Origin of the sequence: Hyphomicrobium sp. ghe19, assembly GCF_902712875.1 — a bacterium.
Lineage (GTDB): Bacteria > Pseudomonadota > Alphaproteobacteria > Rhizobiales > Hyphomicrobiaceae > Hyphomicrobium_B.
Genome location: NZ_LR743509.1, coordinates 3,392,322 through 3,407,077 on the forward strand (window position 1 = coordinate 3,392,322; position 14,756 = coordinate 3,407,077).

The 14,756-nt window shown below is 60.4% G+C and carries 12 protein-coding genes; 5 read left to right on the top strand and 7 right to left on the bottom strand.

Annotated elements, in window-relative coordinates; translation table 11 throughout:
- Positions 1 to 21: 21 nt before the first annotated feature.
- The 7 genes from hpnE to AACL53_RS16110 form a co-directional block, all read right to left on the bottom strand.
- Positions 22 to 1,275, bottom strand: a complete 1,254-nt coding sequence (gene hpnE, locus AACL53_RS16080; RefSeq protein WP_339085545.1) for a hydroxysqualene dehydroxylase HpnE — start codon at positions 1,273 to 1,275, stop codon at positions 22 to 24.
- Positions 1,276 to 2,118: a presqualene diphosphate synthase HpnD gene (gene hpnD, locus AACL53_RS16085; protein WP_339085546.1), complete on the bottom strand. Its 843-nt coding sequence runs from the start codon at positions 2,116 to 2,118 to the stop codon at positions 1,276 to 1,278.
- On the bottom strand, positions 2,108 to 2,998 hold the full coding sequence (hpnC, locus tag AACL53_RS16090; RefSeq protein ID WP_339085547.1) for a squalene synthase HpnC: 891 nt from the start codon (positions 2,996 to 2,998) through the stop codon (positions 2,108 to 2,110). The genes hpnD and hpnC overlap by 11 nt, the downstream gene beginning before the upstream one ends.
- Positions 2,995 to 4,155, bottom strand: a complete 1,161-nt coding sequence (locus AACL53_RS16095) for a glycosyltransferase (RefSeq protein ID WP_339085548.1) — start codon at positions 4,153 to 4,155, stop codon at positions 2,995 to 2,997. The genes hpnC and AACL53_RS16095 overlap by 4 nt, the downstream gene beginning before the upstream one ends.
- Complete coding sequence (gene hpnA / locus AACL53_RS16100) at positions 4,152 to 5,153, bottom strand: hopanoid-associated sugar epimerase (protein ID WP_339085549.1); 1,002 nt, start codon at positions 5,151 to 5,153, stop codon at positions 4,152 to 4,154. The genes AACL53_RS16095 and hpnA overlap by 4 nt, the downstream gene beginning before the upstream one ends.
- Positions 5,154 to 5,187: 34 nt before the next feature.
- Positions 5,188 to 6,513: a sorbosone dehydrogenase family protein gene (locus tag AACL53_RS16105; RefSeq protein WP_339085550.1), complete on the bottom strand. Its 1,326-nt coding sequence runs from the start codon at positions 6,511 to 6,513 to the stop codon at positions 5,188 to 5,190.
- Between the two features lie 133 nt (positions 6,514 to 6,646).
- A complete protein-coding gene (locus tag AACL53_RS16110) occupies positions 6,647 to 7,246 on the bottom strand; it encodes a TetR/AcrR family transcriptional regulator (RefSeq protein ID WP_339085551.1) in 600 nt (199 codons plus the stop codon).
- 494 nt (positions 7,247 to 7,740) lie between these two features.
- Between AACL53_RS16110 and AACL53_RS16115 the strand changes: the two genes are divergently transcribed.
- From AACL53_RS16115 to AACL53_RS16135, 5 genes are all read left to right on the top strand, one after another.
- Positions 7,741 to 8,949, top strand: coding sequence for an efflux RND transporter periplasmic adaptor subunit (locus AACL53_RS16115; protein ID WP_339085552.1), 1,209 nt, complete (start codon positions 7,741 to 7,743; stop codon positions 8,947 to 8,949).
- Positions 8,950 to 8,984: 35 nt separating this feature from the next.
- A complete protein-coding gene (locus AACL53_RS16120) occupies positions 8,985 to 12,200 on the top strand; it encodes an efflux RND transporter permease subunit (RefSeq protein WP_339085553.1) in 3,216 nt (1,071 codons plus the stop codon).
- A gap of 50 nt (positions 12,201 to 12,250) precedes the next feature.
- Positions 12,251 to 13,000, top strand: coding sequence for an SDR family NAD(P)-dependent oxidoreductase (locus AACL53_RS16125; protein ID WP_339085554.1), 750 nt, complete (start codon positions 12,251 to 12,253; stop codon positions 12,998 to 13,000).
- 64 nt (positions 13,001 to 13,064) lie between these two features.
- On the top strand, positions 13,065 to 13,991 hold the full coding sequence (locus tag AACL53_RS16130; protein ID WP_339085555.1) for an ABC transporter ATP-binding protein: 927 nt from the start codon (positions 13,065 to 13,067) through the stop codon (positions 13,989 to 13,991).
- Positions 13,988 to 14,749 carry an ABC transporter permease gene (locus tag AACL53_RS16135; protein ID WP_339085556.1) on the top strand — a complete coding sequence of 254 codons (762 nt, stop codon included), beginning with the start codon at positions 13,988 to 13,990 and terminating at the stop codon, positions 14,747 to 14,749. Before AACL53_RS16130 ends, AACL53_RS16135 begins: the two co-directional genes overlap by 4 nt.
- Positions 14,750 to 14,756: the final 7 nt, after the last annotated feature.

The window sequence follows — 14,756 nt, forward strand, 5'->3', positions numbered from 1 at the left end:
CCCAGAAGTTCGAGCGTCCTATCAGAAGTGCGCCGACGCCGCCAGTTTCGCGGCCGCTTCCCCCGACCTTATCGCGCCTTCAATCGTGGCCGGAAGACCGGTGTCTGTCCAATCACCCGCGAGAAGCACGTTTTTCCAACGTGTTTGCGCTTTCGGCCGCAGGGCATTCTGTCCGGGCGTTGCTGCGAAAGTTGCACGCCGCTCCTTCACGATCTGCCAGCGCGGAAGTTCCGTTTCGAGGCCCGCAATTTTCGCAACCTCGGTCCAGATCTGCCGTGCAAGAGGTTCTCTCTCGGCCTCATTGTAACGATCTGCGACGCTGACGGTGACCGACAGCCGGTTTTCAAATGCGAACAGCCATTCCGTCGTCGCGTTGACGACGCCCGTGATCTTCGGAAGTCCGGCCGGGGGCGCGACGGCAAAATGAGCGTTCAAGATTGAACGGTATTCGGTCGGCGCGACCAAATCCGGTATCAGGGTGCGCGCGACCCAGCCTGGTACGGCGAGGATGACATCGTCGGTGCTGTTCAGTTCGACGGCGCCGTCCGCGAATTGCAGCGTGCGGGCGCGCCCATCTGAGAATTCAATCGCCCGCAACGAATGGTCAAACCGGACTTCGGCGCCGCGCTTTCCGAGAAACTGAAGGGCGGGATCGACCAGAGCCGGTCCCAGTCCGTTGGCTGCGAACAGCGGGCGGCAGGCTTTGCCGCCACGCCCCAGCGTTTCGCGGATGATCGTGGCGGCAAGCTTTGCGGAGCCTTCCGACGGATCGCAGTTCAGAGCCGCGACCAACACCGGATTCATGAGACGAGCGAAGACCAACGAACCGGTATCCACGCGTTGGCCAATCGTATCGGTGGCTTTTGCTTGGAGTAGACTTCCAACGCGAATGTAGTCGAGGGCGCGCGTGCCCGGCACGCGACGGTGTCCAGAGAAAATCCACCAGGGCAGCGGCCCGTCGTTCGGCCTCAGCGTCCATCGCTCGCCGGACATGAAATCGCAAAATGCGAACTCGGCGTGCTGCGGATCATCAAGCAGATGCCTGCCGCCGATCGTATTCAAATACCCGAGCGCGCTCGCGTTGCCCGATAGAAGAAGGTGGTTGCCATTGTCGATCGTCAGTCCGAGCGCGGACTCGAAATACGAGCGGCAGCGTCCGCCGGCGTGGCGTGCAAGCTCGTGGACGACGACATTGCGTCCCCGTCCGACAAGCGTGACCGCCGCCGAAAGACCGGCAAGACCGGCCCCGACAATGTGAATAGTGCCGTCGCTCATTTAAAAAATGCCGTCACGCAGAACCGCCCAGAGGACGGTGCGCTTCGAACGGCGCACATCAACGCGCGGCGCGCCCCACCCTCGTGCGATCAGTTTCTCGAGAATGCCCCGATAGACCGTCGCCATCATGCGTGGCGATCTTACGGTACGCCGCGAAGAGCGAGCCATGATGGCTTCCGACCTATCGTAGTATTTCCGCGCCTTCTCGGCGACGCCGCGGCACACGCGATCGAGGCGCGGATCGACCAGAATATCGGCGATCGAAAGGTCTGCGAGGCCGCATTCGCGCAATGCTTCCTTGGGGAGATAGAGGCGGCCCATCGCCGCGTCTTCATCGATGTCGCGCAGAATGTTCGTCAACTGGAGCGCGCGACCGAGGTTATGGGAAAGCTCAATACCCGGCGTCTCCTCCATGCCGAAAATCCGCACCGACAATCTGCCGACTGCGGAGGCGGCGCGGTCACAATAGAGGTCGAGAACCTTCCATTCAGGGGCACGCAGGTCGCGGACGATATCCATCTCCATGCCGTCGATGACGGCGATGAAGTCTTCCTTCAGAAGACCGTATTGCGCAATCGGGCCTGCGAGATCGCGCGTGCGCGATGTCCGCTGACCCGTTGCGTAGAGTTGTTCGATGTCGTCCCGATATTGCACGAGGTCGGCAAGGCGCACATCTCTCGAGCCGCCGTTGTCGGCGACGTCGTCGACGGCCCTGCAAAATGCATAGACGTGATACATCGCCTCGCGCTGTTCACGCGGCAGAACGCGCATGGCCGCGTAAAACGAGCTGCTTGCCGCGGCCGGCGTTTCGTCAGCAATCAGGGTGTCGACATCAGCGCTCATGCGGCATCATCCTTGACGACTTCGTAAACGCTGAGCGTGTGAAAGTGCGACCCGCAATAGTGGCAGCGGCCGTGCGTGCAGCAATCATCGCAGCGTATGGTTTCGAAAGGTGGACGGACTCCGACAGCGGGTCGCGCGTCTTCAGCAGCCCGATGATCTTGCGAGCGAGGCCAACGATCACCGACGTTTCGACCGCAAGGCGCAGGTCCGTGACGCTCGACGGCAACAGCGCCGCTTCGGGAAGCATTGCCTCGGTCTTCACGGCCAACGACCGCAGGCAAGCGCGCAGCTCCGGAGAAGACTTCGGCTCGCCCAGATCGCGAACGCCGAGCCCGCGGGAAGAAAGATCGTCGAGCGGAATGTAGACCCGGTCGATCTTGCGATAGTCCTTACCGCAATCCTGAAGATGATTGATTATCTGCAAGGCCGTGCACAATGCATCCGAGTGCTGCCATGTGGACTTCGGTTCACCGTGGACATCGAGGACGAACCGGCCGACCGGCATTGCCGAATAGCGGCAATAGTCGAGAAGCTCGTCCCACGTGCCGTAGCGGTTCTTCGTGACATCCTGGCGAAAGGCCTTGAGAAGATCGAGAGCGTGTTGCGCGCTGAGATTTCTCAGGCGCAGCTGTTCGCGAAGCGCGAGTGCGTCGACTGCGGCGTCGGAGCGGCCGAGCAGTGTCGCTTCGTGCGCATCGAGGATCGAAAGCTTCGATTGTGCATCGAGGGTCGGATGATCGGCTGCATCATCTGCCGCCCGGGCAAAACGATAGAATGCGAGGATCGGCGCGCGGTGACGCGAGGCAATGACGCGGGACGCGACAGGAAAATTCTCGTCACGCTCAGACTTGCCGGATTTGTACTTTCCGTCGACCGTCATTGCCTTCCTACTTCGGCCTGAACCCGGCCCTTCCAGAGACCTCCACGACCGCGCATATGCTGATACGCCGAATCTAGCGTGAAACCCACATAGGCCGTCGCTATAACTGGTAGCGCAAGGCCCCAAAGTGGAGAACGGTTGTAAAAGCGCAACGTCGGTTGAAAGGCGATAACCATCAGCGCGTATGTTGCAGCCCCGATAACGTTCGCCGGATAGTTCGAAAACATGGCAAATGCCAGCGGTGCCAGATAAATAAGCCCCATTCCGACGACAGTTCCGAGCAGTAGCACTGGCGAATAGTGCAGTTGGGCATACGCCGATCGCGCAACCATTCGGCGAATATCATCAAATGCAGGATAAACGCGAAGACTGGTCACGCCGTGTGAAAGTCCGAGCCAAATCGGGCCCTGCTTTTTCAACAGTTTTCCGAGAGCACAATCGTCGATGAGCGCGCCGCGGATGGCGGCGATCCCGCCAGCGCGTTCCAATGCCGTACGCTCGACCAGCATGCAGCCGCCCGCTGCCGCCGCGGTCGACGCCGTTTCGCTGTTCACCCAACGAAACGGGTAGAGCATCTGAAAGAAGAAAATGAAGGCCGGGACAAGCGCTCGCTCGGCCCAGCTTTCGCATTTGAGCTTGGCCATCACCGATGTCATGGCGCGGCCGTTCGCGCGCGAACTCGTCACCAGCGATGTCAGCATTTCCGGCGTGTAGCCGATGTCGGCGTCCGTCAGCAGAAGATAATCGGGCGCCTTCGATGACGTTGCCGCGGCTATTCCCTGATGCATGGCCCACACCTTGCCCGTCCACGCGGCAGGAAGCGGTGCGCCTTCGATGATGCTTACCTCCCTCGTCGAACCCGCAGCGATCTTGCGCGCAATTTCGGCGGTGCCGTCGGTGCTTTGGTCATCGACAAGTACGATTGAGAATTCGCCGGGATAATCCTGCGCGACGAGCGATGTGAGGGACAACGGAAGCATGTCGGCTTCGTTGCGCGCGGGAATTACGGCCGTCACTCGCGGCCAAGCGCCCGGCCCAGCGAATTTTCCGCGCTCGAACTCCTCGCGCTCGCTGGTGAGCCAAAATCCGCCGTTGAGCAGCAGCAGGTAAATCCACGCAACGAGGCCGATCGCGGCGATGAGATCGACCGCGGTCACTTCAGATATCCCGCGTCGCGAAACCAGCGATAGGCTTCCGCCAGGGCGTCAGCTGCGGGACGTGCCCGGTAGCCTAGCTCGCGCGCAGCTTTGGCCGAGGAAAAGAACATTTTGTATTTGGCCATGCGCAGGCCGTCGACAGTCGCGAAGGGCTCGCGTCCCGTCATGCGGGCCATAGCTTCCACACCGTAGGCAATGGGATAGATCAGCTGGCGCGGGAGTTTGATCGACGGTGGCCTTCGGCCTGCCAGACGCGCGATTACGGCGAGCATTTCTCCGAGCGTCATGTCCTGTCCCCCCAGAATATAACGCTCGCCAATTCGCCCGTGCTTCAAGGCAGCAACGTGGCCGTTCGCGACGTCATCGACATGTACGAGATTTAAGCCCGTATCGACATAGGCGGGCATTCGGCCCGACGCTGCCTCGACGACGATGCGTCCGGTCGGCGTTGGCCGGACGTCACGCGGACCGATCGGTGTCGAAGGGTTAACGATGACTGCCGGCAGCCTCTCCTCCGAGATCATCCGCTCGACCAGCCGCTCCGCGAGAACCTTGCTTTTCTTGTAAGCGCCGATTGCATGCGCTTCATCGAGCGGCATGGTCTCGTCCGAAGGCGAGCCATCGCCGGTTAGTCTCAGTGTCGCGACGCTGGACGTGTAGATGACGCGTTCGACGCCCGCCTTCAGTGCAGCCGCCATGACGGCACGGGTGCCGTTCGTATTCGTCGCAATGATCTCTTGCGGGTCCGGGGCCCAGAGGCGGTAGTCCGCCGCGACATGAAAAACGTAACGGGCACCGCGCACCGCTTTGTCCAGCAGTCCGGTGTCGCGAATATCGCCTTCAACGATTTCGAGGTCGAGCCCTGAGAGGTTCGCGCGATTGCTGGTCCGGCGAACGAGCGCCCGAACCGACATTCCTTCCTCGATGAGGCGACGCGCGACGGCCGTGCCCACGAAGCCCGAGGCGCCCGTCAGAAACACGATGTCTTTTGCGGCCAATGTTCTCGCGCCCCCCGATGCGTCGAAAGTATCGTCACCCGTTGTAAGTGATCCGCCAGATACGGCCAGCCGCGTCGTCGCTGACGTAAAGCGCGCCATCGGGTCCGACCGCAAGTCCTGTCGGACGATGCTCGGTTCCTGTTTTATCTCCGTCGCGGAAACCGTCGGCAAAGATGCTGTAAGGGCCCGCTGCTTTGCCGCTCTCGAGCGGCTGAAACACGATGTTATAGCCTTCCTGGGGCCCGGAGGAGCGATTCCAGGAACCATGAAAGGCGATGAAAGCCCCGCCGCGATAGGTTTCCGGAAACGCCTTCCCTTTGTAGATCGTGAGATCGTTCGGCGCCCAATGTCCGGGAAATGCAGCGATGGGCGGAAGCTTTTCGGCGCATCGGCCTACGGCCTTGCCACCGTCGCCGCCGTACTCGGGCGCGAGAACGTTTTTTTGCTGAATGGCGTCGTAATAGCAGTAGGGCCAGCCGTAGTCGCCGCCTTCTTGAAGCGCGACGAGGACTTCAGCCGGCTGATCCGTACCTTGCTTCGAGGAATACAGCTTCGGCCAGTTCTCGTAGAGCTGATCGCGGCCGTGTTGGGTCGCGAATATCCGGCCTGCGTCGTCGAAGTCGATGCCTGCGGCATTGCGAAGTCCGGTCGCGTAACGCTCGGCTGGCGAGAAGACCTGTCCTGTTTTGTTTGCGTCGAAGCGCCAGATTCCGGCGTGCGTTTTCAGTTCTTCGCAGGGATCGATGCCCGGCGATTCTTCTGCGCGATTATCTTGCTGGCAGGAATTCGTTGCCGAGCCGAGATCGACGAAGAGGTTGCCTTTCGGATCGATCGAGAATGGCCGGGATTTATGATCCCCGTTGACCGGGATATCGGACACGACCGTTTCGGGTTTGCCCTTGGGTGCGATGTCGCCGGGCGCGAGATCGTAGCGAACGATTTTATCGCCGAGGTCTACGAAGAGGCCATTTTTATAGATGGCGATGCCGGTCCCCCCGCCGTCCGCCGGTCCGAACCGTTCGATGATGTCGGCATGGCCGTCGCCTTTGCTGTCTTTCAAGGCGAGCAATGAGCCGTCAGGGGACGGTTTGCGGTTGCGATTGTTGACGTAGACAGTGCCGTCGGGCGCGACGGCCATGTGACGCGGTGCGCCGACGTGGTCTGCAAAGATCGTGGCGCAGAAACCTTTCGGCAACGTGAGGCCTGCATTACCGTCGCAGGACTTCGCATCGGCTGGGTGAGCGCGACTTTCGATCGGCAGATGCATGAGGGCGAAGAAAGCGAACGGGAGGACGAGAGCTTTCGCGGTCAAGCCGCTGGCCAGTTTCCTGGCGACGCCAGCGCTTTGCAAGTCAGCCATCGAAGAACTCCGCACAATGTAATCTCCACCAGATGATTGCGCTCACGGGAACGGCTTGAGCATGCTCGGTTGCCGAGCGTTCGCGGACGCCAGCTACAGGACCGCAGGCGTGACGACAACCCCGTGCCGCGGATTAGTTTTCCGCGGCCGCTAGTCCACTTATCGCCATGGCGGCGACAGCGTGGAGATCGGCGCGCGCAGCTCCGCCGGCCGCTTGCACGGCCATGCCTTGCAGGACCGTCATAACGTAACGCGCAAGACTTTCAGGTTCGAACCGTCGCTCAAGGTCACCTTCGGCCTTGGCGCGTTCGAAACGCTGGCGAAGTTCCTGTTCTGCCAGGGACCGGCGCTGGCAGAGTTCTTTCTTGATCGATTCAGCAGCGTCGCCGCACGAGAGCGCGCCCTGCACAGCGAGGCATCCCGGCGGATTGGCCGGGTCAGTCAAACTGTCAGCAGCGGATTTTAGCAGGCGCTCAACCACCGCTTTCGCGGTCGGCTCGGCGAGAGCCTCGCGGTGCACGGCGCCTGGGCCCTTTTCGGCGTAGCGATCGAGAGCCCGCCGAAATAGCTCCTCCTTGTTCCCAAATGCCGCATAGAGGCTCGGGCGGTTGATGCCCATCGCTTCCGTCAAATCGGAAAGCGACGTTCCTTCGTAACCGCGCTCCCAAAACACATGGAGGGCCTTGTCCAGCACTTGCTCCTTGTCGAATTCCCGTGGGCGGCCTTTTTGCACCGCTTCTCTCCCAGTGTTCGTTCTTTCCGTCTTACACCTGTACATTTTCATACTCATCGATACAGATATCAGTTGACAGCCCCGATCGCCACCCTATATCGGTACCACTCAGTACATATATAGGGAAGATGCGCATGATGAAAAGCTCCCTCAATAGCGCGACAGCGGTCCTCACGAGATTTGCGGGATGGGTTTCGAGCCGGCGCCCAAACGATGTGTACGACGAGCTTCATGTCCCATTTGTTGTATCTGCTTGTGGATACCAATCGCGGCGCGAAGGAGACACTGCGCAAAATCCCGGTCAGTTCGACACATTGCGCGACCGTTGGCCGCCCGGGCTCAGTCACGACAACTTTTCCTAACGGCGAGTAGCGCGAGCGACGCCGCTTAAATGCTCGCCGCGCTCTCGCTTCCACCACACGCTTCACACTCGCCGCCAGCGACATCGCCGGCGAAATGACGAGAGTTTGCCGCGAACATCCGAGGGGTTGATCATGAGATTTCACGCACCATTCCAGTCCTCAAGAGGTTTGCTGGCTTCGGCAGCAATCGCGGCGCTACTTGTGACGGCGCACGCTGGCGCGGCCCTTGCCCAGGAGCATGCAGCGGTGCCCGTCTCCGTCGCGACCGTCGAGCCGCATGAGGTCGACACCTGGGACGAGTTCTCCGGACGGCTCGAAGCGATCGAGCGTGTCGACCTTCGGCCTCGTGTTGCGGGCCAGATCGTTGCTATCCATTTCCGCGAAGGCTCGCTGGTGAAGGCGGGCGACGCGCTGGTGACGATCGATCCGGCGCCCTACGCTGCCGAAGTCGAGCGTCTGGAGGGCCTCGTCGGTGCGGCGCAGGCTCAGGTCGTATTCACGAAGGCGGACGTCGCTCGCGCGCGCCAGATCATCGGCAACGCGCTTTCGGAGCGAGAACTCGATACCCGCGCGAACGCTTATGACGCTGCTGTCGCCAATCTGAAGAGCGCGCAGGCCGCGCTTCAAACCGCCAAGCTCAACCTCGCGTGGACCGATGTGCGTGCACCCGTGTCGGGGCGCGTCGGCCGGCACGAGATCACAGTCGGCAACCTCGTCGAAGGCGGCTCCAACGCGCCGATACTGACGACGATCGTATCGGTCAATCCGATTTACGCGAGCTTCAATGCGGACGAGAACGTCGTTGCCCGCGCATTGGCTACGCTTTCGCCCGAAGCGAACGCAACGGCCCGCATCGAGCAAATCCCAGTGTCGATGTCGACCGCTGCGAATGAGGGCCAGTGGCGCCGCGGCACGCTCCAGTTGATCGACAACAAGGTCGACGTGGCGAGCGGCACGGTGCGGCTTCGCGCGACGTTCGAAAACACCGACGGGCTTCTCATCGCCGGTCAATTCGTCCGCGTGCGGATGGCAAAACCGCGTACGGCTCCGATCATTGCGATCTCCGAGCGCGCCATCGGCACCGATCAAGACAAAAAGTACGTGATCGTCGTCGGCAAGGATAACAAGTCCGCTTATCGCGAGGTCAAACTCGGCGCGATGGCCGACGATCTTCGCATCGTCACGAGCGGTCTTGCAGCGGGTGACCGCATCATCGTCGCGGGCTTACAGCATGTGAGGCCGGGCGACGAAGTCGCGCCGGAGCCGGTGGCGATGAATGGGCGTCCGTTGCCAGAAAAACAGGCCGCTGCCGACAAGCCGTCGCCCGCCACACCGCAATAGACTTTCACGCGAGAAGCCAAAGGGCGAGCCCGCATATGAACATCTCGAAATTCTTCATCGATCGTCCGATTTTCGCGGGCGTGCTCTCCACCCTGATTTTCCTGGGCGGCCTGTTGGCACTCCCTGCGATGCCGATTTCGGAGTATCCGGAAGTCGTGCCGCCGCAGGTCGTCGTGCGGGCGAACTATCCGGGCGCCAACCCTAAAGTTATCGCCGAAACGGTTGCGACGCCGATCGAGGAGCAGATCAACGGCGTCGAAGGCATGCTCTACATGAGCAGCCAGGCGACGACCGATGGCTTGATGACTCTTACCGTCACGTTCCGGCTCGGCACCGATCCCGACAAGGCCCAGCAGCTCGTTCAAAACCGCGTCTCTCAGGCCGAACCCCGTTTGCCCGAAGACGTGCGCGCACTCGGCATCACGACGGTCAAGAGCTCACCTGACCTGACGATGGTCGTGCACTTGCTGTCGCCGAACGACCGCTATGACATGACGTACCTGCGCAATTACGCGGTGATCAACGTCAAAGACCGGCTTGCGCGCATCAACGGCGTCGGCGATGTGCAGATCTTCGGATCAGGCGACTATTCGATGCGGGTCTGGGTCGATCCGGCGAAGGCCGCCGAACTCGGACTTTCGGCAAGCGACATCGTCAATGCGGTCCGCGCCGAAAACGTGCAGGCCGCCGTCGGCGTCGTCGGGTCGTCTCCCTCGCTTCCCAATCTCGATTTCCAGCTGTCCGTCAACGCGCAAGGCCGTCTCGCGAGCGAAGATGAATTCGGCGACATCGTCGTCAAGGCCGGCGCGAACAATCAGGTCACGCGCTTGCGCGATGTCGCGCGCATCGAACTCGGCGCGGCCGACTATTCGCTGCGTTCGCTGCTCAACAACAAGCAGGCCGTCGCGATCCCGATCTTCCAGGCTCCCGGCTCGAACGCCATTGAGATCTCAGACAACGTCCGCGCGACGATGGCAGAGCTCAAGCAGTACATGCCCGAAGGCGTCGATTACAACATCGTCTATGATCCGACGCAGTTCGTGCGGGCTTCGATCGAGGCGGTCATTCACACGCTTCTCGAAGCCGTGGCGCTGGTCGTGCTCGTCGTCATCGTCTTCCTGCAGACGTGGCGCGCGTCGATCATTCCGCTGATCGCGGTGCCGGTTTCGATCGTCGGCACGTTCGCAGTGATGCATGTTTTCGGATTCTCGATCAACGCGCTGACGCTGTTCGGCCTCGTGCTCGCGATCGGCATCGTGGTCGATGATGCGATCGTCGTCGTCGAGAACGTCGAGCGCAATATCGAGAACGGCTTGGCTCCGCGCGAGGCGACCATTCAGGCGATGCGCGAGGTTTCTGGACCGATCATCGCCATTGCCCTGGTGCTGGTTGCGGTCTTCGTGCCGCTTGCTCTCATCACCGGTTTGACCGGGCAGTTCTACAAGCAGTTCGCGCTGACGATCGCGATCTCGACGGTGATATCGGCGATCAACTCGCTGACGCTATCGCCCGCGCTCGCCGCAGTTCTCTTGAAAGGTCATGACGCGCCCAAGGATCGGCTGACGCGGGGTATGGACTTCGCATTCGGCTGGTTCTTCCGCGGCTTCAACCGCGCGTTCACCAGGGGGTCGAATGCCTACAGCGGCGGCGTCAAACGCATCCTCTCGCACAAGGCAGCGGCGTTTCTCATTTATCTGGTTCTGATCGGAGCGGCCGGTGCGATGTTCAAGGCTGTTCCTGGCGGCTTCGTGCCGGGCCAAGACAAGCAATATCTTGTCGGCTTTGCGCAGCTTCCGGACGGCGCCACGCTCGACCGCACCGAAGATGTCATTCGGCAGATGGGCGACATCATGCTCAAGACTCCCGGTGTCGAGAATGCCGTGCAGTTTCCCGGCTTGTCGATCAATGGTTTCACCAACAGCTCCAATTCCGGAATCGTTTTCGCCGGTTTGAAGTCGTTCGAAGACCGTCGCTCACCGGAACTCAGCGGTCCAGCGATCGCGATGAACCTCAATCGGCAATTCGCGGGCATCAAAGACGCATTCATCGTGATGTTTCCGCCGCCGCCCGTTCAGGGGCTTGGGACCATCGGCGGATTCAAGCTGCAAGTCGAAGATCGTGCCGGCCTTGGCTATGACGCCTTGAGCGATGCAATGAACGCATTCACGGGAGCACTCAGCAAGGCGCCCGAGCTCGCCGGTGTTTTCACCTCATATCAGGTGAACGTGCCACAGCTTTTCGCTGCGATCGACCGGACGAAGGCGCGTCAGCTCGGCGTGGCGGTGACCGACGTATTCGCGACGATGCAAATCTATCTCGGATCGCTCTACGTCAACGACTTCAATAAATTCGGCCGGACGTACTCAGTCCGCGTTCAGGCCGATGCGAAGTATCGTGCGCGTCCCGAGGATATCGGGCTGTTGAAGGTTCGGTCCAACACCGGCGCCATGATCCAGCTTTCAGCGCTGCTCAACGTGAAGCAGGTCGCGGGGCCCGAGCGCGCCATGCGCTACAACGGCTTCCTGACCGCCGACGTCAACGGCGGCGCTGCTCCGGGATACTCGTCGGGACAAGCGAAGGCAGCGGTTGAACGCATCGCGGCGCAAGTCTTGCCGAAGGGCATAGGCTTTGAGTGGACCGAGCTAACGTACCAGGAGATCCTTGCGGGCAATTCCGGCGTTTGGGTATTCCCGCTGTCGATCTTCCTCGTGTTCCTCGTGCTTGCCGCACAGTACGAGAGTCTCGTGCTGCCGCTTTCGATCATCATGATCGTGCCGATGGGCCTGCTCGCCGCCATGACGGGCGTGTATCTCTCGCATGGCGACAACAACGTGTTCACGCAGATCGGTTTGATCGTTCTTGTCGGGTTGTCCGCGAAGAATGCCATTTTGATCGTCGAGTTTGCGCGCGAGCTCGAACTCGCGGGCCGTAATCCGGTGCAGGCGGCAATCGAAGCGAGCCGCTTGCGTCTCCGGCCAATCCTGATGACGTCGATGGCGTTCATCATGGGCGTCGTTCCGCTCGTGACCTCGATCGGCGCCGGCGCCGAGATGCGCCAAGCCATGGGCATCGCCGTGTTCTCAGGAATGATCGGCGTGACGATCTTCGGCATTTTCCTGACGCCGGTCTTCTACGTCATCTTGCGAAAACTCAGCGGAAACAAACCTCTCAAGCATACTGGCGAGGTCATCTCGCCAGTCGTCGCGGCGGCCGGATCCCATGGCCACTTGGCACCGACAGCCGCGGAATAACACGACCGAACTTGGCGCTTCCCCCCGAAGTCCAAATATGGAGAGAAATAATGTCTAATCTCAAAGGTAAAGTTGCAATCGTAACGGGCGCCTCAAAAGGCATCGGCGCCGAAATCGCAAGGGCCCTCGCCGAAGCGGGCGCTGCCGTCACTGTGAACTATGCCTCGAGCAAAGAAGGTGCCGAAAAGGTCGTCGCCGATATCAAAAGCAAAGGCGGCAAGGCGATCGCTGTCAAAGGCAGCGTCGCAAACGCCGACGACATCAAAAATATATTTGCTGAAACTAAGAAGGCTTTCGGCTCGCTCGACATCCTCGTCAACAATGCCGGCGTCTATGCGTTTCAGCCACTCGAAGCCGTGACCGACGGCGAGTTTCAACGGCAATTCAACACGAACGTTCTCGGTACGATACTGGCGGCACAGGAAGCCGCAAAGTATTTCGGTCCTGAAGGCGGCAGCATCATCAATGTCAGTTCCGTTGTTAGCCTAGCTGCGTTTCCCAACACCGTGGTCTACTCCGCAACCAAGGGCGCGGTCGATGCCGTAACGCGGGTGCTAGCTGCAGAGCTTGGGCCGAAGAAAATTCGCGTGAACACAATTGCTCCGGGTCTCGTCGAAACTGAAGGCGTGCATACGATGGGAATCCTGGGCACCGACTTCGAGTCACACGCGATTCAGCAAACGCCGCTGGGACGCGTTGGCCAGCCGGACGACATCGCGAAGGTCGCCGTTTTTCTCGCATCCGACGAGTCCGGCTGGATTACCGGCGACAGACTGACGGTTTCCGGCGGAGCCCGTTGACAACGATAGCAGACGCTGCGATGCGTGCCGAATTGATGCCCGTCATCAGACAGAGTCCTAATCGATGCCAGCAGTTATTCGTGTCAAACATCTTTCCAAGACGTATGCATCGGGATTTACTGCCCTCAAGGACATCAATCTCGAGATAAGTCAGGGCGAGATCTTCGCGCTTCTCGGGCCCAACGGCGCGGGCAAGACGACGCTGATTGGCTGCATCTGCGGGATCGTCAATCCCACGGCGGGGAAAATCACCGTCGACGGGAAGGATATCGTCGCCGATTATCGCGCCGTGCGCGCGATGATCGGCCTCGTGCCGCAGGAACTCGCGACGGACATGTTCGAAACCCCGTGGGCGACGGTCAACTTCAGCCGCGGGCTGTTCGGTAAGCCGCAGAACCATGCCTATGTCGAGAAGGTGCTGCGCGCGCTTTCGCTTTGGGACAAGAAAGACAGCCGGATCATGACGCTTTCGGGCGGCATGAAGCGCCGGCTGTTGATCGCAAAAGCGTTGGCGCACGAACCGCGGATTTTGTTCCTCGACGAGCCTACCGCGGGCGTCGACGTGGAGCTTCGGCGCGAGATGTGGGAGATCGTGCGGAAGCTTCGCGCGGAAGGCGTGACGATTATCTTGACGACGCATTACATCGAAGAAGCCGAGGAGATGGCCGACCGCGTCGGCGTCATCGCCAAGGGCGAGATCATTCTCGTCGAAGAAAAGAACGAGCTGATGCGCAAGCTCGGCAAGAAGCAGCTCGTACTCCAGTTGTCCGCCCCGCTGACGGAAATACCGGCAGGGCTCGGCGCCTACGATTTGCACCTCGGCGCCGACGGCAACGAGCTGACCTACACCTACGACACGCGGGCCGAGCGGACGGGCATCACCGCGCTTCTGAACGACATGCGAGCGGCCGGCGTAACATTCAAAGATCTCTCGACCATGCAAAGCTCGCTCGAAGACATTTTCGTCGATCTCGTGAGGGAAAAGCGGTGAATATCGAGGCTGTCCGCGCAATATACGGTTTCGAGATGTCCCGCTGGGGACGCACACTGATGCAGAGCATCGTCTCGCCGGTGCTCTCGACGTGTCTTTATTTTATCGTCTTCGGCTCAGCGATCGGTTCACGCATTTCGCAGGTCGATGGAATCGACTACGGAGCGTTCATCGTTCCCGGGCTCGTGATGATGCTGCTTTTGACGCAGAGCACGCTCAACGCCTCGTTCGGCATCTACTTCCCGCGCTTCACCGGCACCATATACGAGCATCTGTCGGCTCCGGTCTCCGCTTTCGAGATCGTTCTCGGATATGTCGGCGCTGCAGCGACGAAATCGGTTATCCTTGGGCTGCTGGTGTTGGTCACGGCAAGCCTCTTCGTGCCGCTTCGCATTGCGCATCCCTTCTGGATGATCCTATTCCTGCTGCTTACCGCGATAACCTTCAGCATGCTCGGTTTTATCATCGGGATCTGGGCCGACGGGTTTGAGAAGCTTCAGATCATCCCGCTTCTCGTCATCACGCCCCTGACGTTTCTCGGCGGCACCTTCTATTCGGTCAAGATGCTACCGCCTTTTTGGCAAACCGTGACGCTCTTCAATCCTGTCGTTTATTTGATCAGCGGCTTTCGCTGGAGCTTCTTTGAAATCTCCGACGTCAATGTTGGCGTGAGCCTTCTGATGACCTCGTTGTTCCTTGCTGCCTGCATGGCTGTCGCCTGGTGGATCTTCAGGACGGGATACCGTCTCAAGGCGTGACCGGGTT

Excerpts from the sequence above, each read along its gene's own strand:
- hpnE (WP_339085545.1), bottom strand. The coding sequence starts at position 1,275 with ATGAGCGACGGCACTATTCACATTGTCGGGGCCGGTCTTGCCGGTCTT.
- hpnD (WP_339085546.1), bottom strand. The coding sequence starts at position 2,118 with ATGAGCGCTGATGTCGACACCCTGATTGCTGACGAAACGCCGGCCGCG.
- hpnC (WP_339085547.1), bottom strand. The coding sequence starts at position 2,998 with ATGACGGTCGACGGAAAGTACAAATCCGGCAAGTCTGAGCGTGACGAG.
- AACL53_RS16105 (WP_339085550.1), bottom strand. The coding sequence starts at position 6,513 with ATGGCTGACTTGCAAAGCGCTGGCGTCGCCAGGAAACTGGCCAGCGGC.
- AACL53_RS16115 (WP_339085552.1), top strand. The coding sequence starts at position 7,741 with ATGAGATTTCACGCACCATTCCAGTCCTCAAGAGGTTTGCTGGCTTCG.
- AACL53_RS16120 (WP_339085553.1), top strand. The coding sequence starts at position 8,985 with ATGAACATCTCGAAATTCTTCATCGATCGTCCGATTTTCGCGGGCGTG.
- AACL53_RS16125 (WP_339085554.1), top strand. The coding sequence starts at position 12,251 with ATGTCTAATCTCAAAGGTAAAGTTGCAATCGTAACGGGCGCCTCAAAA.
- AACL53_RS16130 (WP_339085555.1), top strand. The coding sequence starts at position 13,065 with ATGCCAGCAGTTATTCGTGTCAAACATCTTTCCAAGACGTATGCATCG.